At 43.1% G+C, this 26,349-nt stretch carries 18 protein-coding genes and 1 pseudogene; 8 read left to right on the forward strand and 11 right to left on the reverse strand.

Annotated features, from left to right (window positions below):
• Nucleotide 1: 1 nt before the first annotated feature.
• From AB6811_RS10280 to AB6811_RS10290, 3 genes are read right to left on the reverse strand one after another with little or no spacing between them, the layout of a single operon-like run.
• Complete coding sequence (locus AB6811_RS10280) at nt 2-1,243, reverse strand: ABC transporter permease (RefSeq protein ID WP_369490373.1); 1,242 nt, start codon at nt 1,241-1,243, stop codon at nt 2-4.
• A complete protein-coding gene (locus AB6811_RS10285) occupies nt 1,219-2,331 on the reverse strand; it encodes a glycosyltransferase (RefSeq protein WP_369490374.1) in 1,113 nt (370 codons plus the stop codon). Before AB6811_RS10285 ends, AB6811_RS10280 begins: the two co-directional genes overlap by 25 nt.
• The gene (locus AB6811_RS10290) at nt 2,328-3,449 is read right to left on the reverse strand and encodes a pyridoxal phosphate-dependent aminotransferase (protein WP_369490375.1); all 1,122 of its coding nucleotides are present in this window, start codon (nt 3,447-3,449) and stop codon (nt 2,328-2,330) included. The genes AB6811_RS10285 and AB6811_RS10290 overlap by 4 nt, the downstream gene beginning before the upstream one ends.
• A gap of 120 nt (nt 3,450-3,569) precedes the next feature.
• On the opposite strand from AB6811_RS10290, the gene AB6811_RS10295 reads away from it, so the two are divergent.
• The 3 genes from AB6811_RS10295 to AB6811_RS10305 are packed head-to-tail and all read left to right on the forward strand — an operon-like array spanning nt 3,570 to nt 6,156.
• Nucleotides 3,570-4,724, forward strand: coding sequence for a peroxiredoxin family protein (locus AB6811_RS10295; protein WP_369490376.1), 1,155 nt, complete (start codon nt 3,570-3,572; stop codon nt 4,722-4,724).
• 8 nt (nt 4,725-4,732) lie between these two features.
• Nucleotides 4,733-5,518: a UDP-2,3-diacylglucosamine diphosphatase gene (locus tag AB6811_RS10300; RefSeq protein WP_369490377.1), complete on the forward strand. Its 786-nt coding sequence runs from the start codon at nt 4,733-4,735 to the stop codon at nt 5,516-5,518.
• An 11-nt stretch (nt 5,519-5,529) separates the two neighbouring features.
• Nucleotides 5,530-6,156 carry an acyl carrier protein phosphodiesterase gene (locus tag AB6811_RS10305; RefSeq protein WP_369490378.1) on the forward strand — a complete coding sequence of 209 codons (627 nt, stop codon included), beginning with the start codon at nt 5,530-5,532 and terminating at the stop codon, nt 6,154-6,156.
• On the opposite strand, the gene rodA is transcribed toward AB6811_RS10305, so the two are convergent.
• From rodA to purH, 6 genes are read right to left on the reverse strand one after another with little or no spacing between them, the layout of a single operon-like run.
• Nucleotides 6,113-7,534: a rod shape-determining protein RodA gene (gene rodA, locus AB6811_RS10310; RefSeq protein ID WP_369490379.1), complete on the reverse strand. Its 1,422-nt coding sequence runs from the start codon at nt 7,532-7,534 to the stop codon at nt 6,113-6,115. The genes AB6811_RS10305 and rodA overlap by 44 nt on opposite strands.
• Nucleotides 7,518-9,368, reverse strand: a complete 1,851-nt coding sequence (gene mrdA / locus AB6811_RS10315) for a penicillin-binding protein 2 (RefSeq protein WP_369490380.1) — start codon at nt 9,366-9,368, stop codon at nt 7,518-7,520. Before mrdA ends, rodA begins: the two co-directional genes overlap by 17 nt.
• Entirely contained in the window at nt 9,368-9,886 is a 519-nt protein-coding gene (locus AB6811_RS10320) for a hypothetical protein (RefSeq protein ID WP_369490381.1), read from the reverse strand. The genes mrdA and AB6811_RS10320 overlap by 1 nt, the downstream gene beginning before the upstream one ends.
• Complete coding sequence (gene mreC / locus AB6811_RS10325; RefSeq protein ID WP_369490382.1) at nt 9,886-10,710, reverse strand: rod shape-determining protein MreC; 825 nt, start codon at nt 10,708-10,710, stop codon at nt 9,886-9,888. The genes AB6811_RS10320 and mreC overlap by 1 nt, the downstream gene beginning before the upstream one ends.
• 19 nt (nt 10,711-10,729) lie before the next feature.
• Nucleotides 10,730-11,749, reverse strand: a complete 1,020-nt coding sequence (locus AB6811_RS10330) for a rod shape-determining protein (RefSeq protein WP_369490383.1) — start codon at nt 11,747-11,749, stop codon at nt 10,730-10,732.
• 20 nt (nt 11,750-11,769) lie between these two features.
• Entirely contained in the window at nt 11,770-13,296 is a 1,527-nt protein-coding gene (purH, locus tag AB6811_RS10335; RefSeq protein ID WP_369490384.1) for a bifunctional phosphoribosylaminoimidazolecarboxamide formyltransferase/IMP cyclohydrolase, read from the reverse strand.
• Nucleotides 13,297-13,603: 307 nt separating this feature from the next.
• Between purH and AB6811_RS10340 the strand changes: the two genes are divergently transcribed.
• The gene (locus AB6811_RS10340) at nt 13,604-14,869 is read left to right on the forward strand and encodes an ABC transporter permease (protein ID WP_369490385.1); all 1,266 of its coding nucleotides are present in this window, start codon (nt 13,604-13,606) and stop codon (nt 14,867-14,869) included.
• Here the strand turns inward: AB6811_RS10340 and rsmA are convergent.
• Both rsmA and AB6811_RS10350 read right to left on the reverse strand, forming a co-directional pair.
• Nucleotides 14,866-15,636, reverse strand: a complete 771-nt coding sequence (gene rsmA, locus AB6811_RS10345) for a 16S rRNA (adenine(1518)-N(6)/adenine(1519)-N(6))-dimethyltransferase RsmA (protein ID WP_369490386.1) — start codon at nt 15,634-15,636, stop codon at nt 14,866-14,868. The two genes, AB6811_RS10340 and rsmA, sit on opposite strands and share 4 nt — an antisense overlap.
• Nucleotide 15,637: 1 nt before the next feature.
• Entirely contained in the window at nt 15,638-16,864 is a 1,227-nt protein-coding gene (locus AB6811_RS10350; RefSeq protein ID WP_369490387.1) for a thioredoxin domain-containing protein, read from the reverse strand.
• A 274-nt stretch (nt 16,865-17,138) separates the two neighbouring features.
• On the opposite strand from AB6811_RS10350, the gene AB6811_RS10355 reads away from it, so the two are divergent.
• The 4 genes and pseudogenes from AB6811_RS10355 (at nt 17,139) to glgP (ending at nt 26,257) form a co-directional block, all read left to right on the forward strand.
• Nucleotides 17,139-19,094: an amylo-alpha-1,6-glucosidase gene (locus AB6811_RS10355; protein ID WP_369490388.1), complete on the forward strand. Its 1,956-nt coding sequence runs from the start codon at nt 17,139-17,141 to the stop codon at nt 19,092-19,094.
• A gap of 1 nt (nt 19,095) precedes the next feature.
• Nucleotides 19,096-20,379 carry a glycosyltransferase family 4 protein gene (locus AB6811_RS10360; RefSeq protein ID WP_369490389.1) on the forward strand — a complete coding sequence of 428 codons (1,284 nt, stop codon included), beginning with the start codon at nt 19,096-19,098 and terminating at the stop codon, nt 20,377-20,379.
• 11 nt (nt 20,380-20,390) lie between these two features.
• Nucleotides 20,391-21,593: pseudogene (locus AB6811_RS10365) on the forward strand (glycoside hydrolase family 57 protein); the annotation flags it as partial.
• 410 nt (nt 21,594-22,003) lie between these two features.
• Nucleotides 22,004-26,257: an alpha-glucan family phosphorylase gene (glgP, locus tag AB6811_RS10370; protein ID WP_369490390.1), complete on the forward strand. Its 4,254-nt coding sequence runs from the start codon at nt 22,004-22,006 to the stop codon at nt 26,255-26,257.
• Nucleotides 26,258-26,349 lie beyond the last annotated feature (92 nt).

The raw sequence follows: 26,349 nt of genomic DNA on the forward strand, positions 1-26,349 counted from the left end.
ACTAGGCCTTTTCTATTTCCCGGGGGTCTAAGGCATCGCGGAGACTGTTACCCAGCAGGTTAAAGGCCAGCACCAAAAGCATCATGGCAAAGCCAGGTATCAGGGCAAGGTAGGCCTTATCCATAATGATGTAGCCGTAATGGTCGCGAATCATGGTTCCCCACGAGGGAGCCGGGGGCTGCACGCCAATCCCCAAGAAACTTAATCCTGCTTCAAGCAGTATGGCTGTTGAAAAGTTGCTTGCCGAAACTATGATAACCGGTGCCATAATATTAGGTAGAACGTGCCTGAAAATGATACGCCACGGGCCGTAACCCAAAACCTTAGCAGCTTCAACATACTCCTTTTCCCTAACGCTAAGCACTTGACCGCGTACAACACGTGCCATATCAACCCACATGGTTAAACCAACAGCAACAAATATTTGCCAGAAACCCTTACCTATCACCATGGTTAGGGCAATTACCATTAACAGAGTAGGAACTGACCAAACCACGTTCACCAGCCACATAATGGCATCGTCAATAAATCCACGGGCAAAACCGGCAATGGCACCCAGAACAATACCAATTATTAGAGCAATGCCCACGGCAATAAAACCTACTGAAAGCGAAATGCGTGCACCAATAACCAAGCGACTTAAAAGGTCGCGCCCAAAACGATCGGTTCCAAGAAGGAATCGGCGCGTTACAAGGTTTTGATTTAAAACCCTTTGCTGTGCTTCAGCTACAGCCAAAATTGCTTGCTGCCCATTGAACAGAAATGCTGTGATTGTATCGTTCTCAAGTAAGTATTTTTTTTGGGGGTTCAACCTGAAGAGGATTTCGGGGAGTGTTAATTCAGTAACAATGGCATCGCCTTCGGGAATTGGGTTGTACTCACGGACATATACCTTAATACCATCAAAGTAGATTGAATCAACAGGTATTTCGTTGTAATCTTGCTCCTGTCCATAAAACATTCGGCCCAGAATGTTCCGCCTTTTAACCTCGTGCTGCATAGCAACACGCAGGAATTTGACTTTACTACCAGGCTTAAGCGTTGCCAGCTGTAAATGCTGACCATTTGCATATGGCGAACTATCGGGTGTGATTAGGTATCCAAGAAACGCTATAAAGGCAATAAAAACTATAAGCAATAGCGATGCTACGGCCATACGGTCGGCAAGTAACCTACGTATGGCTATTCGCATTGGGGAACCGCTTCGGGCTAACTCCGCTAGCTGTTTATTCTTCCTTTCCAAGTTGTTCCTTTAATTAATCCTAGAATGGCTGCAAATGTTATATAAAAGGGATAAAGGATTTGTAAAGGTATAAAAACCGCCAATAGGTTTTGCTGTTTGGTTTTAAAAAGGTAATATGCCAAGAAAGGTAAATCTACTATTGCTTTGGCAGCAAGGAGTGAAATTGGAAGGTTAAAAGCAATTACACCCAAAACTGACAGTACTGCCAAAAGAACAATCCAAAAATTTAGGGTAAAAACCTGGAGCGATAATAGAAGCGTTAGGGAATCGGTATATGCAGTTGCCTTTGATGCCCAACGGCTTCGGCGCAAAACAAAACCCTTTACCCCGCCACTAAAACTTGTGTAGGCAGCAACCCTAGGCGATGCTATGAACTTAAACCGTAAACCAGTGATGGTTTTGGCATGATGCAGCAGAAACATATCGTCGCCTGAGGCTATATCGGTGCGCAATACCTTTCCATCTATATTAACCTTGCTTCGCCTGAAAGCCAAATTAGCCGATGAGGCTATAACCGGTTTGCCAACAGCAAAACTTGCCGCTGAAACGGCCATAAGCGATAGGTAATCGAGTGCCTCGAACATGGAAACAATACTGCCCTTTTCAAACTGGGGTTTTACCTCACCCTGTAAAAAATCAGTATTTTCCATGCATTCACGAATAGAGCTTAGCCACTGAGGGGTGTGGGTGCAATCCGCATCGGTGAATACAACAGTATCAAAACTGGCTGCTGATAGTCCATAAAGTAATGCCTGTTTTTTACCCGCCTGCCCATTAGGTAAAACCAAAGGTTTTAAAGGTAATTGGCTTTTGCATGACATTACTAGGTCAAAACCGCTATCGGTTGAGCCATCATCAACTAAAATAACTTCCCAAAACTCATGCGGTAAATCCTGAGCCTCAAGCGAAGCAATAAGTTTAGGTAGATTTTCGCGCTCATTCCTGAATGCCACTATCACCGAAATGCCATTAACAGTTTGACCGGGGGCTCCATTGGATTCCAACCAGTTATTGGTCAACAAGCCTTTTAACAACCATAGAATGGCTATAGTGTAAATAGCAATCAGTATGGTTGAGATTATAATCATTGCTTGCTCATAAAATCAGCAATTCTGTTACTGGCTAAATCTATCTCCTCTAAAGGTCGAGCCACATTAAAGCGCAACCAGTTTACCTTTGTGCTGCTAAAATGCTCGCCCGGAATAACAGCCACGCCAGTAGCATCGTAAAGGTCAGAAGCAAACTCAAAGCCATCGGTAAAGGGTTGAGGCAACTTAGCCCAGATAAAACAACCGCCATCAATTCTGGGAACCGTAAAGTTTAAACGGTGAAGCATGCCACTTAAGCTGTCGAAGGAACTCTTAACCCTTTGCCTTAGCACATCCATAAAAGCTTTACCGTTTTGGAACTGTGCAAGGTAAACCGCAAGCGCTTGTTGCATAACGCTTGGTGCACACAGCCCGATATAGTCGTGAATGGCCCTAATGGCCTTGGTGTGACTGGGATGATGGATTACATAACCCACACGCCATCCGGTAATACACAACGATTTTGAAAAACTGCTAACAATGAATAATCTTTCGGAGATATTATCCAAAGGAATATAGGGTTTTTGTGAAAAGTATAGCTCCTCATAAACCGAATCGAAAACAACAAAAAAATTTAGCTCGTTAGCAAGTTCGAGAAGTTTACAGGTTTCTGCTTTTGTCCAAACTTTGCCGTAGGGATTACCGGGTGAACTAATGAATATCAACTTTACTTTATTTCCCTCAATGCATCTTTTAAGTTCGTCGAAGTCAACAAACTCTTCATTAATCAAAGGAAAGGGAACAAATTTTTGGTTGAAGATTTGAGGCAGCCGACTGTAGCTTTCGTAAGCGGGGTCAAAGGAAAGGGTTACCAGATTTTCTCCAAGCATTCGAAAAAGATAGGTGTAAACCAACGAAAGGCCTTCGGTTGCACCCTGAACTACCAGAAGCTCATCGGGTTCAACTCCATAGCGATTCTCAATTAGCGCTCTAAGCTGTAGATTACCAATTCCAGGCGCATACTGGTGATGCTGCGAATTAGCAATATCTTTTAAAATATTAACGAGTTCAGTGGGAGGCTGAAAGCCTGGAATGCCCTGTGCAAGGTTGATACCTCCATTTACTTTTACCAGGTTACTGAAATAGCTTATATATGAACCATCGGGTTTTGCTCTCATAAACCAAGAGTTTAAGCAAAATATCTACAAAAATGCAATTAAAAAAGCATTAGATAGACATAGGGTAAGCCAAAATTGTAAAGTTTGGCTAAATTTGCATGTAACCAAAATTTAAACAGCATGCGTTTTAGGTATTTTGTTTCAATAGTTTTAATAGTGTTTTTGGCGGGATGCAGCAGCAAAGATGCGGTTGTTATTAGCGTAAAAGTAAAGAGTCCTGAAAAAACTACACTTTTCTTAAGTAAAATTGATTTCAATAAAACCATAAAGCTTGACTCGGTTAGGATTTCGGCTGGCGAAAGTGTAAAAAAGTTTAAGGTAAAACAGGGCGAAGAACCGGAGTTTTACTCCCTTAGCACTAGCAAAGGGATTGCCATTACCCTATTAGCTTCAAAAGGTGAAAAAATCAACGTGATATTAGACCTTAACAATGCCATCGACTATCAGGTTTCGGGTTCAGAGGGTTCTGAAAAGGTTCGTTGGGTTACAAGAACATTTGCCAAGTCAAAAACCACAGTTGACGAGCTATCAAAACGATACCTGAACGCCGAGAGTAACTCGGAACGTGAATTAATAAACAACCAATTTGAGCAGGAACGCAAGCGGGTAAAGGACGAACTCACCAAATTTGTTTGGGAGAACCCCATGAACAAAGCCAGCATAATGGCTTTATACCAAAAATATAACGAGAACCTTTACATATTTGACAGCTCCGACGATTTACTGCTAATAAAAATGGTTGCCACCGCATGGAAAGCACTTTACCCGGAATCGAGTTACACCAAAGGGATGCTTGAGGATATCAAGAATATTGAAAATCGCATTGCCAATGCTAAAATGCAGCAGCTAATCCAGAATGCAGAGATGCCTATTCCTGACCTAAGCATTCCTGATAGGAATGGGCGTAATATTAAACTATCATCACTTAAAGGCAAGGTTATACTTCTCGACTTTTTTACCAGCGAGAACACAGCAAGCTTGCTGGATAATCGTGAACTATTGGAAATTTATAAGAAGTATAAAAGCAGAGGGTTTGAGGTTTACCAGATATCGTTCGATGCTACCCGTGAGGGTTGGATTAACTACATTGAGAACGCCGGATTACCATGGATCAGTGTAAGGGAGGATGATCCATCGGCTTCAAATGCAGCATTATTCTACAACGTAAAACAACTACCTGCCAATTACCTTATTGGTAAAGATTTCAATATCATTGGCAAAAATCTATACGGCGCAAACCTGCAAAAGGCCTTGGATAGCTACCTGAACAAGTAAAAAACATTATGAGCCAGGGTAAAAAGATATACTTTGCATCGGATCTGCATTTGGGCTTGCCCAACCTTGAGCAGAGCCTACCCCGTGAAAAGCTTTTCAATACCTGGCTCGATACCATTAGCCACGATGCTGAGGAAGTATACCTTTTAGGCGACATTTTTGACTTTTGGTTTGAGTATAGGCGGGTTGTTCCCAAAGGATATACGCGGTTCCTGGGAAAAATTGCCCAGCTTACCGATAGCGGCATTCCCGTTCACTTTTTTACTGGCAACCACGATGTATGGATGTTCGACTATTTTGAAAAGGAACTAGGGGTTCAAATTCACCGCGAACCAATTGTTCGGGAACTTTATGGTGCAAAGTTCCTGCTTGCCCATGGCGATGGCCTTGGCCCTGGCGATCCCGGCTACAAACTGCTTAAACGAATCTTTACCAGCCCTACCCTACAATGGATGTTTGCCAAACTCCACCCTAACTTCTCGTTATGGTTTGGTAACCAGTGGAGTGTAAGCAGTAGATACTCCAAGGAAATAACCCATGTTTTCAGGGGCGAGGATGAGCAAATAACCAAGTTCTCAAGGCATAAACTCCAGGACGATCATATTGATTTTTTTATTTACGGGCACTGGCATTCACCCATAATATATCCGCTTTCAGAAAAATCGAACCTTGTAGTGCTAGGTGATTGGTTAGTAAGCAACACCTACAGTGTTTGGGATGGCAAGGAGCTAAAGCTTATGCGCTACCAACCACCCAAAGCCGATGAGGTTTTGGCTACTACATCTTTCTTATAACAAGCTACTTAATGAATTTTTTGGCTCATTTATACCTTTCGGGGAGCAACATCGATATTCGGTTGGGCAATTTTATAGGCGATCATGTAAAAGGGAAACAAATCCTTGCCTACCCGCAGGGTATTCAAACTGGCATAAAGCTTCACCGCAAAATCGATCAGGTTACTGATAGGCACGAGGCATGGAAAAGCTGTAGGGAGAAATTGCGCCCCAGCTATGGGCGATGGTCGGGTGTTGCTACAGATGTGATGTTCGATTACATCCTGGCAAAAGAATGGAGCACATACTCAAACAGGCCTCTTAAAGGCTTTACAAGAACTTTCTACTTTCAGATGCTTCAGCGCTACCACATGCTACCCCCAGCAGTAAGGGGATTCTTACCATTTATGATTCAAAGTAACAGACTCTACTCCTACAGCACCGATGAGGGTGTAACCAGAGCCCTTGAGATAATGGGTAACTACACCACAATGAAAGGGAACCCAAGCCTTGCTCTGCAAATAGTGAAGGAAAACTATATTGCGTTCAGTGCTGGGCTTCAGGAATTGCTTTACGCATTAATACAGGTTGCAGAAAAAGAGTACGGTATTCCTATTAGTATGCCCCATAGCGTGAAGCATCGAACCGAAGGAGAATAAATACCAGGATTGTAAACGCCCATAGCGACGAGCCCCCATAGCTAAAGAACGGCAGGGGAATCCCAATAACAGGAACCAGCCCAATGGTCATGCCAATATTAACCGCAGCGTGGAAAAACAGGATGGAAACTACTCCATATCCGTATATACGGGCAAAATGTTCGGTTTGACGCTCGGCAATTTTTAGTAACCTTAACAGGAAAAGCGCTATAAGCAAAACCACAACAGTAGAACCCAAAAAGCCCCACTCCTCACCCACTGTGCAAAAAATAAAATCGGTGCTTTGCTCGGGCACAAAGTTGAATTTGGTTTGAGTGCCCGAAAGGTAACCTTTACCCCAGAAACCGCCAGAGCCAATGGCAATCTTTGATTGGTTAACATTGTAACCCCACCCTAACGGATCATCTTCAATACCAAGTAAATCGTTAATACGCTTTTGGTGATGAACATCTAGCACACGCTCAAAAACGTAATCGGCCGACATTGAAAAACCTATGGTTGCAATAAGAAAGAATGAAATAGCATAAACCTGCCTTAACCTGTTCTTGTAGGCATAAAAAAAGCCTAAAACAGCACTAATTAGTACTGGGATAAGAAAGATCAATGCATTAGATAGCCTTAAATGGAATAGCTCCGATGAAATGTAGAGCAACAGACCTATTCCTGCTGCGCCAATGGATATTCTGAACGCATCGCGGTGCTGGCGAGTAAATACTACAAAAAGTGTTACTGCCACAACAAAAATGAAAGTAATTAAAACAGGGGTGCTATAAACGAGCGTTAAAATGAAAACAATTACCAGAAAAACCAGGTACGATAATATCCATGCAGGCAAACCCTCACGGTATAAAACCAAAATCAAAGCGCCAAAAACCAAGGCCGAGCCAGTGTCGTTCTGCAAAAGTATAATGCCAACAGGCAACCCTATAATAACTGCCACCTTAACGTACGACCAAAACCCTGAAAGCTTAAAACCATAGCTACTCATGAGCTTTGCAAGAGCAAGGGCAGTGGCAATCTTAGCAAACTCAGCCGGTTGTAAACCGAATGAACCTATGGGTATCCACGATTTTGAGGCATTAACCACACGGCCAAAAAGCAACGTTGAAATCAATGTTAAAAGAATAATCCCATAAAAGATATAAGCAAATGCCGGGTATATTCTATCGTTGGAGAAAAGAATAACAATAGCCATAATGAATGCAAAGAATATCCAAACCAGCTGTTTACCGTAGCGCTGACTGAAATCAAGAATATTTCTGTGCTCATCGCTATAAACAGCGGCATAAATATTTAACCAACCCATCAGCACCAGAACAACGTACAGGATGGTTGCAACCCAATCGAGGTTTCGTAGTATGTTATTTCGCCTTTGCACGTCTATCTAATAGGTTTGCGTCAAGTATATATCGTTCCAGATCAGGACGGGAGATAGAATCCTTTAGGTACTTCTCAATCATCAAACTTGCAATAGGTGCAGCCCATGTGGCACCAAAGCCAGCATTCTCAATATAAACCGAAATTGCAATTTTGGGATCGTCCTTAGGGGCAAAGGCAAAGAATACGGAGTGATCCTTACCATGTGGGTTTTGGGCTGTTCCGGTTTTACCGCAAATACGAATATCGGGCAAAGCAGCTATTCGCGCAGTGCTTCCGCTACCCGGCGCTCCGTTTACTGCCAAATCCATTCCCTCAATAATGTAATCAAAGTACTTTGGCTCAATTGAGGTGATATGCTTTTCCCGATACAGGGAGTTTAAGGTATCGCCCTCTATTGACTTTACCACATGGGGTGCAATGTAGTATCCCTTGTTGGCAATTGTTGCCACAAGGTTTGCCATTTGTAAGGGTGTAACGGAAAGTTCACCCTGCCCAATTGCAAGCGAAATGATGGTAAGCGAATTCCAGCCTCCCTTTCTAAAGTACTTATCGTAAAATGAAACCGAAGGTACAATACCCTTTAGCTCATGCGGTAAATCGATATTCAGCTTGTTGCCGTAACCAAACGATTCCACATGCCTTTTCCATACCGAGAATCCATTTTCAACCGAACCAAATTCCCTTTTGTCGATAATGTTTCGGAAAACATGGCAGTAATAGGTATTACACGAAACCTGTATGGATTGTATCAGGTTGGTAGGCGATGGATGGTTATGGCAACCAACACCACGTCCCACGGTGTATCCTCCATAGCAGCTATATCGGGTTTCAGGCGTAACAACCCCTTCCTGTAATCCGATTAACGCATTTACCACCTTGAAAGTTGAACCGGGCGGGTATAGCGCCATGATTGAACGGTTGAATATTGGCTTTAACGAATCCTGTTGGAGAACCTTGAAGTTAGCAGTCCTTTGCCTTCCAACCAACAGGTTGGGATCGTATGTTGGGCTCGATATCATAGCCAGCACCTCGCCGGTTTTGGGTTCAATGGCAACAATGCTGCCTATTTTATTTTGCATTAAGCGTTCGCCATACTCCTGAAGCCTTGCATCAATAGTACTGGTAATGTTCTTACCGGGTATTGCTAACGTATCAAATTTCCCCTGCTCGTATGAACCCTTGATACGGTTATGAACATCGACCATGAAGATTTTTACACCCTTTTTCCCACGTAGAATATGTTCATAGGAGCGCTCAATACCACTTATACCAATGTAATCGCCCTGTTGGTAGTATGGGTTATTCTTAATATCGCGATCATCAACCTCACCTACATACCCTAGCAGATGCGCCGCAATGGGTGGATTATATGAACGCACCGTACGGGGTTGAATTTCAAAACCCTGATACTTATACATCACCTCCTGGAAACGGGCAAAATTCTCTGCAGATATTTGCTTAAGCAAAACCACGGCTTTACGGGGGGAATAGCCTTTTTGTTTTGTTGCCTGAATAAATGCATCGCGAACCTGTTCAACCGTAAGCCCAAGCATGGTGGCAAACTCAAGGGTATCAAATGGTTTTACCTGCCTCTTTACCATTAAAATATCAAAAACCGGCTTATTGGATACCATGGGCACTCCATGCCGATCGAGAACTAGTCCTCGGGCAGGATACTGTGTGATGTAGCGGAGCACGTTATTTGCTGCCGAGAACTTGTAGGAACTATCAATTACCTGAATATAAAATAACTTGCCAATTATGGCAGCAAAAACAAGCATTATGATTACCGACACTACAACTCGTCTGCTACTTTCAGCTCGTAACACCACTACCTTGACATTTTATTGGGAGCCCGTAAAAGCTCAATGATCACTATAAAAAACGTTGAAACAGCAGTACTGAGTATAATTCGAACCAGCGTTAACCAGAAGTGTTTAAACGTAAATACTTCCAGAACGAATAGAGTAAAGTGATGAACTAGCACAGCAATTAGGGCATATACAACAAACCACTCCAGTGAGGTGTTCGTAACATCGGGGACCCCCCTGATATCCTGAACCGATTTAAAACTCCACCGGTTTAGGATTACCGGACGGAAATAGGCAATAACCAGCGAGGCGGTGGTATGGAGTCCAAGTGTATTGGAAAAATAATCGACAGCAAATCCTAGTGCAAAACCAATAATAAGCAACATCCAGCGGGTAATTCGGTAGGGAAGCAATAATATAATAAGTATGTAGATATACGGGTTTACATAACCCATGAAATTGATGTTATTAAGCACCAGAAACTGCAGTAAAAGCAGTATTACCGTTAAACCTAAATATTTTAGAATATCGCTGTACATCACTCCATTGTTTGCAAACGATCAACCTCGCTTTTCACCTTTGAATCGACTAAGTACACATAGTCGAGGGTTTTAAAATCGGCGAAGAGTTCAACCGTAATTTGTAGGAAACTGCCATCCTTATTGTAAAAATCAACTACACGACCTATTGGGATATCCCTAGGGAAGATGGTTGAAAAGCCACTGGTTACAATGGTATCGCCAACTGCCACATTTACATGAAGGGGAATTTCATCAAGTACAACACGCCTGTAATTCATGCCATCCCACGAAACCGCTCCAAACGCGCCCGACTTCTTATGCATAGCCGAAACCCTTACATCGGTATTTAACAGTGAAATGACTGAGGCAAAATGTTTAGTGGTAGCCGATACAATGCCAACAACGCCGTTCTTACATATAACGCCCATCTCCTTGTAAGCACCATCATTAGATCCCGCCGCATCGAGGATGATGTAGTTATGGCGGCTGTTAATTGAGTTATCAATAACCCTGGCTGGAATATACCGGAATAAACCGGAAGTGTCCTCAATTCTCATGAATGAATCCTGAAGCATTTGCAGCTTAAGCCTGTACCCCTCTATTTCGTTTCGGAGCTTGACGTTTTCCAGTAGCAGTAATACGTTTGAACGCTGCAATTGGAAAAGGCCTGTTACCTGTGATGCTTGCTTATGCCAGAATCCGGAAATTGATTTTGTTACTGCTCCAACCTGCGATTTCTGGTAGTATGTGGTGTTAAAGTATAGCGAAAGCGATATCCCTAATAGAATTAGGAATATCAGATGAATGTAAAGGCGCTTTAAAATCTCGTACAGGTTATTCATCGCAAAAGCATCGCTTGGGTTACCTCATCAGGAATGGGAACGACAAATTTTTCAATGCTATACTGGTACCCCTTGCAACCGCATGTAAAGGATCCTCAGCAACGTGGAAAGGAATGTTCACTTTCTCGGTTAAACGCTTATCGAGGCCACGTAGTAATGCTCCACCACCAGCCAAGTATATACCCTTTTGAACAATATCGGCATAAAGTTCAGGTGGGGTTTGTTCTAGCACGTTAAAAATAGCCGATTCAATTTTTGAAAGCGATTTATCCAAACAGTAAGCTATTTCCTGATAAGAAACAGGTACCTCAATGGGTAATGCTGTCATTAGGTTTGGCCCACGAACAATAAAGTCAGCCGGAGGGTTGTCCAGGTCAGGAAGAGCTGAACCCACATTTATCTTGATATCCTCAGCGGTACGCTCACCAATTTTAACATTGTGCTGCTGACGCATGTATGCCTGAATGTCGGCTGTAAAGCCATCGCCCGCAATACGAACCGACTTGTTGCATACAATACCCCCCAAGGCAATAACCGCAATTTCGGTGGTACCACCACCTATGTCCACCACCATGCTACCCTCAGGAGCCATAACATCGAGCCCGATACCAAGGGCGGCTGCCATGGGTTCGTAAATCAGGTAAACATCACGACCACCAGCATGTTCGGCGGAGTCGCGTACAGCACGAATTTCAACTTCAGTACTGCCACTCGGAATTCCTATAACCATGCGGAGCGATGGGGTAAAAATTGGGTTTTTGGTATTAATCATGCTAATCATACCACGAATCATTTGTTCAGCCGCATTAAAATCGGCAATTACTCCATCCCTGAGCGGGCGAATGGTTCTGATGTTCTCGTGGGTTTTACCATGCATAGCCCGGGCCTGTTCTCCTATGGCTATCATTTTCCCGGTGGAGTGATCAATTGCCACTATGGAAGGCTGATCGACAACTATTTTATCGTTAAAAAGAATGATAGTGTTAGCCGTTCCTAAATCGATTGCCAACTCCTGAGTTAAAAACGAAAAAAGTCCCATATCGAATTAATATTTATTTTCTAATGTTTAAAGTGTCGAATTCCAGTAAAAATCATGGCAATGCCATTGGCATTGCAGAAATTGATGCTCTCCTGATCCTTGATTGACCCACCAGGTTGAATAACAGCCCTCACCCCTGCCTCGTAGGCAAGCTGAACGCTATCCGGGAATGGGAAAAAGGCATCGGAGGCCATTACAGCCCCATTCAGGTCAAATCCAAAACTATGTGCTTTTGCAATAGCCTGTTTTACAGCATCAACCCTTGATGTTTGCCCCACGCCACTCCCTACAAGCTGAAGGTTTTTAACCAAAACTATGGCGTTCGATTTGGTATGCTTTACAATTTTATTGGCAAAAAGCAAATCGCTAACCTCGTTTGGCTTGGCCGATTTTTGGGTAACCAGCTGCAGCATCGAATCGGATTCGGTAACCGAATCGCGCTCCTGCATTAAAACTCCATTTAAGGCAGTTCGGTAAACCTGTTGCGGCAGTTTAAAATCCTTCATCCTCAGAATTATCCTGTTCTTCTTGGCTTGTAGCACTTCTAGAGCAGCATTATCAAAGTTGGTAGCAATGAGAACTTCAAAGAAGATTTTATTAATCTCCTTAGCAGTAGTCTCATCAATTGACCGGTTGGATATGATAATGCCACCAAAGGCCGAAACAGGATCACCAGCAAGTGCATCGGCCCAAGCCTGAAGGATACTGGGGCGCGAAGCAACGCCACAGGCGTTATTATGCTTCAAAATGGCAATGGTTGGCTCTTCAAACTCCCTGATAAGGTTAACCGCCGCATCGATATCCAATAGGTTATTGTAGGAGATTTCTTTACCGCAATGCTGTTCGAACATTTCATCGAAATTGCCGTAATAAACCCCTTTCTGATGGGGATTCTCACCATACCTCAATCCCCTAACACCCTTTAAGCTTTTACGGAAGAAGCTCTGAGGAAACTCAGGGCTAAAATAGCCGTAAATGGCCGTATCGTAATGCGAAGATGTGGCAAATGCCTCGGCTGCAAATACCCTACGTTGCTCCAGCGATGTGGCACAATCTTGCCCCGTGAGCATTTCGTAAACCCTTTCATATTGCTCCCGATTCGATACTATTAAAACATCCCTGAAATTCTTGGCAGCTGCCCTGATGAGTGAAATTCCGCCAATATCAATCTTCTCAATTACCTCAGGTTCGGATGCGCCGGATTCAACAGTCTTTTCAAAAGGGTAAAGGTCTACAATAACCAAATCAATCTCAGGAATGCTATACTCCTGGAGCTGAAAAAGATCGTTCTCGTTATCGCGTCTGGCAAGAATCCCTCCAAAAACTTTTGGGTGTAATGTTTTCACCCTGCCTCCAAGAATTGAAGGATAGCCTGTGAGCTCCTCTACCGCTAAAACCGGAACACCCAACCCCTTGATGAAATCCATTGTTCCACCAGTTGAGTATATGGTAACATTTTTTTTCCCTAAATACTTTACAATTTTATCGAGGTTATCCTTGTGGTAAACCGATATTAAGGCAGTTTTAACAACTTTATAACTATTCATCTTGTTGTTTGTCAGTTGCTTACGAATAAAATAAATATTCAGTAACTAGCCATAAAATTGGTTAAATCCTTTGAAAAACCAATACTTAGCAACTACTTTTTTTCAACAAACCTGAAAATATTAACCAAATAAAAGCTACTTAAAGTAATATATCAAGGCAAACCCATTAAACCTTGTAAACAATAAATGCTCAAAAAAGATAGGAATATTTAACAGTTTATGTTAGCTGAAAAGTTAACGAATAGGTATATTTGTTGAATGAGCACAAACTATCGGTTTCCATTTTTGACTAAAATTACCTGCATTAATGAAAGCATTACGACCATTTATCATTCTACTCAAGCTTGCACGCGAAAGCATGCAGTTTGCATACCAATCAGTAAAAGCAAATAAGCTTAGAACCTTTCTGTCGCTGTTTGGCATCACTATTGGCATTTTTGCCATTATATCGGTTTTTACCATGATTGACAGCTTAGAGAAGAATGTGCGCGACAGCCTACAGGCGCTTGGGAAAAAGGTTGTATACGTTCAAAAGTGGCCTTGGGGAGGCAATGAGGAATACCCATGGTGGAAATACCTCAATAGACCAGAACCAACCCTAAGTGACCTTGAGGAGATACGCAGGAAAAGCTTACTAACCGATGCTGCATGCTTTAATGTAGCATACAATAAGCAGCTAAAGTATAATGGCAACAATATCCCCGATGCTACCATTTACGGCATTAGCACCGATTTTGATAAAATTCGAACTTTCGACTTAAGCGAAGGCCGATTCTTTAACCAGTTTGAGATTAACTCAGGAAGACCATATGCTGTAATTGGCAGCGATATTGCCAAAGACCTTTTTCAAGGTGCAAATCCATTGGATAAAACCATCAAAATTGGCGGGCAAAAAGTTACAGTAATAGGAGTATTTGCCAAGGAAGGGAAATCGGCCATTGGGGAAAACAGCCTCGATAACATGGTAATTATTCCGCTTAACCTTGCTCGAACCATGGTCGACCTAAGGAATTCCGGCCCGTGGATAATGGTTAAAGCAAAAGATGATACTAGCGTGGAGGATTTAATTGATGAGTTACGTGGCATACTCCGCGCCCACCACCGGCTTAAACCCCTGGATGAGGATGACTTTGCGCTTAACCAAATTGACCTGTTGAAGGATAGCCTCGACTCCATTTTTGCATCAATCAACTTTGCCGGAGGATTCATTGCATTTTTCTCCATAATTGTTGGAGGATTTGGAATAGCCAATATCATGTTTGTCTCGGTTAAGGAGCGCACAAGCCAAATTGGTGTTCAAAAAGCACTAGGGGCAAAACGATACTTCATACTAATCCAGTTCCTCTACGAGGCGGTTCTATTGGCTGTGGCTGGTGGAGTTATTGGCTTACTGCTTATTTTTATTGGAACACTTGCAGTAACCCATGGGTTGGATTTTAACGTGTCGCTTACCCTGTCAAACATAATCCGGGGCTTACTCATATCGGCGGTTATTGGAATAGTATCGGGATTTGTGCCCGCATGGGTGGCATCACGTCTAAGTCCTGTTGAGGCAATAAATACAAAGGCTTAGCCAAGCAAACGTTCCACCTCTAAGGTTAACTCCACAAAGTTATCAACTGAAAGCTGCTCGGCTCGCTTAGTACCGTATTTATCGCTAATCTCAATGCCGTTAAATGCTGAACGGATGGAGTTCCTTAAGGTTTTACGCCGTTGGTTAAAGGCAGCTTTCACAACCCGTTCAAAAAGGGTGTAACTACAGCCTAAGTCATTTACACTATTTCGTGTTAAACGGATTACTGCCGATTTTACCTTGGGCGGTGGGGTAAAGCATCCCTCGCTTACAGTGAACAGATACTCTATATTGTAAAAGGCTTGTAGAAGCACACTAAGTATCCCGTAAGTTCTGGAACCAGGCTTTTCGGCAATTCGCTGGGCAACCTCGCGCTGAACCATTGCTACAACCTCAGGAACAAAATCGCGCTGCTCAATTACTCTAAAAAAGATTTGCGATGAGATATTGTAGGGTAGGTTTCCTATTACAGCAAATTGCCCTTTCAGCAATTCCTTAACATCTACCTGCAAAAAATCGGCCTCAACCACTTTTAAGTCAGGCAGGTTCCTTTTAAGGTAGCTGACCGATTCACTATCAACCTCAACTGCTACAAGTCTACTACCAAACCTTTGGTAAAGATCGAATGTAAGAACGCCCATTCCCGGGCCAATCTCAAGCACTGCATCACAACCATCGGCTCTCAGGCTTTCGGTAATGCGTTGGGCAACACGTTTGTCGTTCAGAAAATGTTGACCTAAATGCTTTTTGGGGCGCACTTCGGGCATGTTACTGGGGGGTATTTGTTAAAACGGAATCAATTCTTGGCCTTAGCACAGGTTTTGGCTTGAGTACTCTAGTCAAGGAATCGAGCTTTAAGCCTAAAGCATTTACGGTTAAATGTTTTGCAATCACTTTCCCCGATTTATCGATAAATAAACTGCCGGGTAAGCGTGCTATTCCATAAAGTTGAAGTTTGTTGATGCTGTACGTGTCGTTTAGTGAAACCTGGTACCAACCCAGGGTATCGGACTTAGCGAGGTTGTCCAACATTAATGAATCCACCTTTACTCCAAAACTCACCACTTCAAAACCCAAAGGTTTGTAGGTGGAGTAAAGATTTTTTAAGTTTTTGCTATTGCCTATTGATTCTTTGTCCCAGAAACAAAGCAGAATCCATTTTGCCCATATTCCCGGAATGGAAATATATTTCCCGTCTAATGTTTGGAACTGAAGGGGTGGTACAACCATGCCCGGCCTTAATGAATTTTCAATTTGTGAAATACTATCGTTAAGCCTATGGTATTCAATGGTTTTCTTGTAATCGAAAACTACTTGTTTTTTAGGGTAAAGCAAGGTTAAGCAGCTATCAACCTTCCTATATAGCCTGGAATAGCTGGTGTAGGGTAATAGTTGCTCAGAATCTAATGTTGCATTTACAATGAAAACAGATGTAAGCTCAAAGGGATTAGATGCCACAAACATGTATGCATCGCTCTGCAAGCCATTTCTCAACGAATCCTTTAACTGAGTGTAAACCTTAACGAGCGAATCTTTTACCAAGATTTCAGTACTATCAATGGCATCAATTTTTGCCTGAAAATTCTTTAGGGTCTGCGAAACCTTATTAATATTATTCTGAAAATTGACTACCTGAATCGTTTCGGGCGAACCATCGGCTTGCCAACCATTACTATAGGTAAGTGTTATTTTTTCACCCGGCTTTGCCGATACTATCAACGGGTAATCCTTTTTATCCGTTGTAATTGCTATTACTTGAGGTTCTTTGGTGTTAAAAGTTATTTTCCCTTCACCTTTAGAGTTAAGCAACACTGAGTCGGCAAAACTGCTTCCAAAATCTGGCACTCTAAAGTAAACCCAACCCTCTGTCCATTGGGGGGCTTTAAATGTAATTTCAATCCTATCGTAATGGTTTGAGCATGCCGTAGCAATAAAAACCAAAATCGAAACCTGAAGAAGAAAGATGATTTTTTTTGAAAAAAAATTTATGGGCATCGCAAACGAATTATATCTGACAACTCTTAAAAATCAACTTCCAAAATTAACAAAAAGCTAAACCAAAATTGGGCTTAAGTCATCTTTTTTTGCTAACTTGTAACGAGATTTTTTACAAAAAATAATGGGATGGCTGGAGCTGTAAATATGCTTATAGCTATACTAAAAGCAACTGCCAACCGCATTTTACTTATGTTATGTCATGTTTAATATGACAACTCATAGTTAAAGGAAAGTATTGAAAGTTTAAAGTATAATTAAAAATTTTTGAGCCATGAAATACCTTTCATTTGACAAAGAGCAGCTGGTTAACCTGGAGTACTCGCTAAACCGGGAGATTCTAAGCACAAACCGTGCAGGTGGATATTTCAGCACAACAATTATTCTTTGCAATACACGTAAGTACCATGGCTTGATGATTTTACCAATTGATGAGTTTGATGGTGAAAATCACGTTTTGCTTTCGTGCGTTGACGAAACAGTAATACAGCACGGACAAACGTTTAACCTGGGTATTCATCGTTACCCCGGCATTTACGAGCCTCGTGGCCATAAATACATAATCGATTTTACCTACGAGCCAACACCTACCCTTACTTACCGGGTTGGTGGCGTAATCTTTAAGAAAGAGTTGCTGTTTGTACACAACGAGGAGCAGTTCATGATTCGCTACACCTTGGTCGATGCGCATAGCTCAACACACCTGCGAATTAAACCTTTTCTTGCCTTCCGCAATGTACATAATGTTTCAAAGGCCAATATGTGGGCTAACACAAAATTTCAACCATGTGCCAATGGGGTTAAGTATAAGCTATACACAGGGTTCCCTACGCTACACCTCCAGCTGAACAAGAAAAACGAATTTGTAGCTTGCCCTGATTGGTACTACAACATTGAGTACATGGAGGAGCTGAAACGTGGATACGAGGGGCACGAGGACCTTTTTGTTCCAGGCTACTTCGAGATTCCAATAAAAAAGGGCGAAAGCGTAATCTTTTCAGCCGCCACCGAGGAGCAAACACCCTCGACCTTACTTAAAAAGTTTAATGCGGAAATACTCCGGCGCCCTGCCAAGGATAGCTACAAAGCTTGCATAGAAAACTCTGCCCGACAGTTTATTGTTCATAAAGGGAAAAGCTGGGATATAATTGCTGGTTACCCATGGTTTGGAAGTTGGGGGCGCGATTCATTTATATCGCTGCCGGGACTAACATTAGGCATTGACGATCCTAAAATGTGCAAAACACTGCTGGACTCGCTAAGCGCAAAGCTTAAAAATGGACTCTTCCCCAACATGGGAAATGCCACATCGCAGGCCTTTAACTCGGTTGATGCGCCTCTTTGGTATTTCTGGGCTATTCAGCAATACTACCTATATACAAACGACCACAAGGAGGTATGGCACGATTATGCCAAGAAGATGAAAACCATCCTCAAAGGATTCAGGGATGGATTACCCTTTAACATTAAGATGCACGACAACGGCCTTATTTGGGCAGGAGAGCGGGGTTATGCACTTACATGGATGGATGCCGTGGTTTATGGCAAACCCGTCACACCCCGAATTGGCTATCCGGTTGAAATCAATGCCTTATGGTACAACGCCATAATGTTTACCATTGACCTTGCCACCAAGAACAAGGATTACCGTTTTGTAAAGGAATGGCTACCTATTGCCGAAAGGGCAAAAGCATCGTTCAACAATCTTTTCTGGCTAGCCGAGAAGGGCTACTTGGCCGATTATGTTGATGAGGAAGGCCCTAATACCGATATTAGGCCTAATCAAATCTTTGCCATTTCGCTACCATACACACCACTCGATGAAGATAAAATGCCAAGTGTGCTTAAGATTGTCGATAAGGAGCTATATACACCCAAGGGACTACGAACACTCTCGCCAAACAATCCGCATTATAAGGGGAGATACGAGGGCGACCAACCCACACGCGACTCAGCCTACCATCAGGGTACGGCATGGCCATGGCTCTTAGGAGCCTATGTTGAGGCTCATTTCCGCCTTAACCCCGAACACGCCATTAATGTGGCTGAAAATATTCTTGAATCGTTCCAGGAAGATATTAATATTCACGGTATTTGCACCATTTCCGAGGTTTACGATGGCGATCCCCCTCAACGTCCAAACGGCTGCATTTCGCAGGCATGGAGCGTTGCTGAACTTACAAGAATATATCAAATGGTTGAAAAACATAAATCAGGAAAGGGTAAATAATATGAGAGTTCTGATGTTCGGTTGGGAGTTTCCCCCTCACATTACTGGAGGTTTAGGAACCGCTTGCTATGGACTTACCCGGGCATTGGCTAAACAGGGCACTGAAATTATTTTTGTTGTGCCCAAAGCTTTTGGCGATGAAGACCAGCGTAGGGTCCGCCTTGTTAGCGCCGAAGATATTGAGGTGTCGCACTCATCCAAAAACCTTGAAGAGTTCTGGAAACATATTAAATACCTAGAGATCAGTTCAAACATAGTTCCCTATGTTGATCCTGAGGAATTTAGTAAAATTGTTGAGTACGCTGAAAACGAGAGCGTTGAATACAACATAAACACATTTAAAAGAAAATTTAAGTTCACAGGAAAGTACGGCCCTAACCTAATGACCGAGGTTACCCGCTATGCAATTACTGCTGCATCGGTGGCTTGGCGGGAAACGTTTGATGTAATTCATGCTCACGACTGGCTTACCTACCCTGCTGGCATTGCAGCCAAAATGGTATCGGGAAAACCCTTGGTTGTTCACGTTCACGCAACCGAATTCGACCGCAGTGGCGAGAATGTAAATCAAGCGGTTTACGATATTGAGCGCCGAGGCATGGAAGTTGCCGACATGGTTGTTACCGTTAGCAACCTAACCCGTAACATCGTGATAAACCGTTATGGTATTCCCGAACATAAGGTGGTAACAGTTCACAACGCCGTTCATTTTAAGGGTGATATAGAGCAAGAATTTGAGCGAGGGGTTGATGAAAAAGTGGTTACATTCCTAGGAAGGGTTACTTTTCAAAAAGGCCCCGACTACTTTGTGGAGGCGGCCAACAAGGTGCTCAAACGCACCCAAAATGTTAGGTTTGTTATGGCTGGCAGCGGCGATATGCTAAACCGAATGATAAGGCGTGTTGCGCAACTTGGCATTGCCCCAAGGTTTCACTTTACAGGCTTCCTCAAGGGAAACGAGGTAAATCAAATGTTCCAGCTATCGGACGTTTATGTTATGCCATCGGTATCGGAACCATTTGGGATAAGCCCGCTTGAGGCCATGCGTTCAAGCGTTCCGGTTATTATATCTAAACAATCGGGTGTTGCCGAGGTGCTTAAGTATGCCATTAAGGTCGATTTTTGGGATATCGATGCCCTTGCCGACAGTATTTACGGGCTACTCCACTACCAAGCCCTTTCAAACTTCTTTATCAAATACGGACAGGAGGAGGTTAACAGCCTTAAGTGGGATGGTGCAGCCACCAAGATTATTGAAATATACAACAAACTAGCTAACAGGTAAATTGGAATACTATGAAGACCATTTGCTTTTACTTCCAGGTTCATCAACCTTTCAGGTTGCGTAGGTATCGCTTTTTCGATATCGGAAAAAACCATAATTACTTTGACGAGTTTGCCAATAGGTCGATAATGCGAAAGGTTGCCGAGAAATGCTACCTACCTACCAACAAGCTGATGCTGGACCTCATAAAAGAATACGGTTCAAGGTTTAAAATATCCTACTCCATTTCTGGTACTGCGCTCGACCAGTTTGAGATGTATGCTCCCGATGTGCTTGAAACATTCCAGAAGCTAGCCAAAACCGGTAGTGTTGAGTTTTTGGCTGAAACATACTCGCACTCCCTATCGGCCTTAAAAAGCAGGGAGGAGCTTACTCGCCAGGTAAAGGCGCAAATGGCTAAGGTTGAAAATCTTATTGGGTATAAGCCCAAAAGTTTCCGTAATACAGAGCTCATATATTCCGATGAGATAGGTGCAATGGTCGCCGACCTGGGTTTCAACACCATGCTAACCGAGGGCGCTAAACACATCCTGGGTTGGAAGAGCTCAAACTTTGTTTACTCCAATGCCATCAACCCAAAACTTCGATTACTACTAAAGAACTTTAGGCTAAGCGATGATATCGCCTTTAGGTTCTCCAACCGCGACTGGAGCGAATGGCCACTTACAACCGAAAAGTACGTGCACTGGTTGAATAATATCAACCCAAATGAGGAAATTGTAAACCTTTTCATGGATTACGAAACCTTTGGTGAGCACCAGTGGGCTGAAACTGGTATTTTCGACTTTATGCGTGCTTTACCCGGTAGGGTTTTTGCCAATACCAACTTTGAATTTCTTACCCCCTCGGAGGCTGCCCAAAAACATCAACCCGTAGCATTACTTCACGTGCCACATCCTATTTCTTGGGCCGATGAGGAACGTGACCTTACGGCATGGCTTGGTAACGAGTTACAGGATAGCGCCTTTAATGAGCTTTACAACCTTGCCGATATGGTTGAAAAAATTGACGACCCTAACATCAAGCGCGACTGGCTTTACCTGCAAACCAGCGACCACTTCTACTACATGTGTACCAAATGGTTTAGCGATGGCGACGTTCATAAATACTTTAATCCATACGACACCCCCTACGAGGCGTTCATCAACTTTATGAATGTTCTTAGCGACTTTACCATCAGGCTTAAAAGTAAACTAATTGAAGAACCAGCAGAAGTTGAAAAGGTTGAGGATCCTGAACAGGCCGTTAAGCTCATTGAGATGTATCAGGAAAAAATTAATGAGTTACAATCCAAGCTAAAAACCACCAAGGTTAAATCATCTGCTAAAGAAACTGCTAAGTCCAGATCCACCAAAAAGGCAACTGCAACCAAAACTGCTGCTAAAAAAACTACAGAAAAAACTGCAAAGGCTAGCTCTAAACCGAGCAAAACCATTGCTAAAACAAAGAAGGTAGAGCCTGACGAAAAAGATAAGAAAGTTAAGGCATCAACCCCAAATGCTAAGCCAACCTCGGCTAAGGGTAAAGCACCGGCGGCTAAAACAAAAGCAGTAAAGGAAAAGAAAGAGACTTCGGCCACAAAAAAAACAACCGGAAAAAGTAAAACTAAATAAAGGTTCAGTGTATGAAGGAAAAATTACTGAAGCCCGACTACCTATTTGAGGTAAGCTGGGAGGTTTGTAACAAGGTAGGTGGAATCCACACTGTTGTTTCCACTAAGGCTTCGTTGCTGGAGAATGAACTTAAAAATAACTACATAACCATTGGGCCCGACATAATTAAGGACACCGAACATAACTTTGAGTTTATTGAGGATCCAAATCTCTTTAAAGCTTGGAGAAACCAAGCTTTATCCGAAGGGATTTCGGTAAGAGTGGGACGATGGAATATACCGTGTAAACCGGTTGCAATACTGGTGAACTTTTCAGGGCTAATATCACATAAGGATGAGATTTTTAAACTGCTTTGGGAACGTTTTAAACTCGATTCAATTACCGGACAATGGGACTACATTGAGCCAGCACTTTTTGGTTACGCAGCCGGGAAAGTAATTGAGAGTTTCACAAACTTCAACCTTAGCCTACGTCACAGAGTGGTAGCCCAATTCCATGAGTGGATGACTGGAACCGGATTGCTATACCTGAAACAAAACATGCCCCAAATAGGGACAGTATTTACCACCCACGCTACAGTTTTGGGCCGCAGCATTGCGGGCAACGGTATTCCGCTTTACAGCAATATTGACAAGTATAACACCGATCATAAAGCCAAGGAATTTAACGTTGTTGCCAAACACTCCCTTGAATCGATTGCTGCCAAGGAAGCCGACTGCTTTACCACAGTAAGTGAAATTACAGCTCAGGAATGCAAGTATTTTCTTGGTAATGAGGTTGATCTTATCACCCCAAACGGTTTCGATGGCTCCTTTATTCCTAAACCCGAAGAGGAATTTAAACTTAGGAAGCTTGAAGGAAAGATTAAGTTTTACGAGGTTGCCGAGGCTATGCTATCGCACGATGTGGCAAAGGATAGCTTAGTAATTGGCATTAGCGGCCGCTACGAGTTCAAGAATAAAGGTATTGATGTTTTCCTGGAAGCGCTAGCAAAGCTAAATCGTGAAAATAACCTTGAAAAAGAGGTGCTTGCATTCCTATTAATTCCCGCAGGACACCACGGCCCTAGGAAGGATGTATTCCATAACCTACGCGATGCCAAGGAAAGCGATAGCTACATCATTCTTGATGATACACACGTTACGCACTACCTAAACGACCCTGAATCCGAGATTATACTAAAACGGATTCGAGCACTCGGACTAAACAACGCTTCAACCGATAAGGTTAAAGTATTCTGGGTTCCATGTTACCTCAACGGAAACGATGGAATATTTAACAAACCATACTACGACTTACTTATTGGTATGGATATCACTGTTTTCCCATCGTACTATGAACCTTGGGGTTACACTCCACTTGAAAGTTTGGCCTTTAGAGTTCCTACAATCACAACAACCCTGGCGGGTTTTGGCGATTGGATTAATAAGCATTACAATAACCCCAAGGATGCCATAAGAATAATTCACCGCACCGACGATAACGACCCCGAAGTGGTTGAGCAAATTGCATTAACCATCGATTACAATATAAAACTCGACAACAATAAGAAGCTGAATCTTGCCCATAATGCTGACGAGATATCGCGGGTTGCCCTTTGGGAAAACTTTATTGACTACTACTTCCAAGCTTACGATAAAGCACTTAAGGTAGTTGGCGACCGCACGCAAATGTACATGGAGGTTGAACGGCAAGAGGTATTGCCAACAGTTGAACGGAAATTCAAACAGTATCAACCCAACTGGGTTAGGTTGATAATCCAAAAACGTTTGCCCGAAAAGCTAAAACCCCTCGATGAGATTTCACGTAACCTTTGGTGGTCATGGAATACTGACTCAAAGGAAATATTTGAATCTATTGACAAGGACCTTTGGGATCAGTGCGAGCATAACCCCATTCAGTTTCTCGAAAGGATAAGTTTACCCCGCTTTCAGGAACTTGAGAACGACACAGCGTTTGTGGATAAACTCCAATCGGTTTACCTGAGGTTTACCTCTTACATGATGAAACGCTATGAACGGAAAGGTCCCCGAATTGCATACTTCAGCATGGAGTTTGGCTTACATAGCTCCCTTAAACTTTACTCGGGAGGCTTGGGTGTGTTGGCTGGCGACTACCTGAAAGAAGCTTCGGATCGCAATGTTGATATGGTTGGTATCGGACTTTTATACCGGTATGGATATTTCACTCAAAACCTTTCAGCATCGGGCCAACAGGTTGCTGTTTACGATCAGCAAAACTTTACCCAGAGTGTTGCTACTCCTGTGCGTAACGAAAACGGCAAGTGGATCACTGTTAAGGTGGCATTTCCCGGACGCGATGTTTACGCCCGGGTATGGAAGGTTGAAGTTGGCAGAACCGACCTTTACCTTTTGGATACTGACTTTGAGGATAACCAACCCCTTGACCGTACCATCACTCACCACCTTTACGGTGGCGACCTGGAGAACCGGTTTAAACAGGAAATGATTCTTGGCATAGCCGGCATACGAGCCTTGAACGAATTAGGAATTACCCCCGATATTTACCATATAAACGAGGGTCATGCCGCATTTATCGGGCTGGAACGTTTACGCCGTTACATCCAAGAAGAAAAACTATCGTTTCCTGAAGCTTTGGAACTTGTTAGAGCATCGAGCCTTTTCACTACCCACACCCCTGTCCCTGCCGGCCACGATGCCTTCCCTGAAGAATTAGTCCGAACCTACATGGCTCATTACCCTGAAAGGTTAAAAATAAGCTGGGATCAATTCATGGATTTAGGCCGAATGAGTCCTGGTGATTCAACTGAACGATTTTCAATGAGCCATTTGGCTATAAAGCTCTCGCAAGAAGTTAACGGGGTTAGCTGGCTCCATGGTGAGGTTAGCCGAAAAATGTTTGCCGGCATGTGGCCCTGCTACTTCCCCAATGAACTTCATATAAGCTATGTAACTAACGGGGTTCACTTCCCTACATGGACTGCCCGTGAATGGAAAGCAATACTGGAAGATAGCTCTGACAGCTCTGAATTGGGTTACACACTTCCTAACTGGAGCGCTATTGAGAACTTGCCCGATAATAAAATATGGGATATTCGGAACAAACTAAGGAAACGCCTTGTCAAGCTAATTAACAAGCGGTTAAATAATCCGAACCTGGTTAGGTTTGAAAGCCCACGTCAGGTTATTGAGATACAAGAAAAGCTGAACGACAAGATACTTACCCTTGGTTTTGCCCGCCGATTTGCCACCTACAAAAGGGCATGGTTGCTATTTAAGGATCAGGACAGGTTAGCGGAACTAGTCAACAACCCCCAACGACCTGTTCAAATCTTTTTTGCTGGTAAAGCCCACCCACACGATAAAGCCGGCCAGGATTTAATCAAGAAGATTATTGAAATATCCAAGCAACCACGTTTCCTTGGCAGAATAATCTTCCTGCAAAACTACGATATGGAACTGGCCCGACGCATGGTACAAGGTGTTGATGTTTGGCTTAACACCCCCACCCGTCCCATGGAAGCTTCAGGAACTAGCGGTCAAAAGGCCGTAATGAATGGAGTGCTTCACTTTAGCGTTCTGGATGGATGGTGGGTTGAAGGCTACCGCGAGAATGCCGGTTGGGCACTACCAATGGAACCCACATACCCCCAAGAGGAGTTCCAGGACGAACTCGATGCTGAACTCATCTATACCATGCTTGAGAATGAGGTTGTACCCGCATTCTATGAGCGCACCGCCGACGATGTCCCTCAAAAGTGGATTTCGTTTATCAAAAAGTCCATGACCCAAGTGGCATCGAACTTTACAACTCTTAGAATGATAAACGACTACCAAAACCGGTTTTACAACAAGCTTTACTATAGGTTTAATGAGCTATCCGAGAACGATTTTGAGGAAGCCAAACAGATTTCCGCATGGAAACGCCGCATTACTCGTAGCTGGGACGAGATTGAAGTGATACGGGTTAAACAGTTTGACATGAACCGTGAACCCATATTACTGGGTAATGAGTATGAGGCTGAAGTTGTTCTCGATTTGGGATCACTTGCCCCCGATGAAATAGGGGTAGAGCTTGTGGTTGCCGACCTTATTGAGAACCAACAAGTAACCGTTAAGCGTGTTCATGAATTTGAACTTGCTGGAATTGAAGGCTCAAGAGCTACTTTCCGGTTAAAACTGATCCCCGTTGAACCCGGTGCGTTTGAGTGTGGTATTAGAATATTCCCCAAAAACCCACTACTGCCCCACCGCATGGATTTTTGCTTGGTTCGATGGATATAATGGAAAAAACGCATTGGGGAAAAGGTTAATGCAAGCCTTTTCCCCTTACCAAAAGTTTACGTCGGTTCGTCAATGCTTTTTATACTTTAGTC

It is taken from the genome of Tenuifilum sp. 4138str (assembly GCF_041102575.1).
GTDB lineage: Bacteria > Bacteroidota > Bacteroidia > Bacteroidales > Tenuifilaceae > Tenuifilum > Tenuifilum osseticum.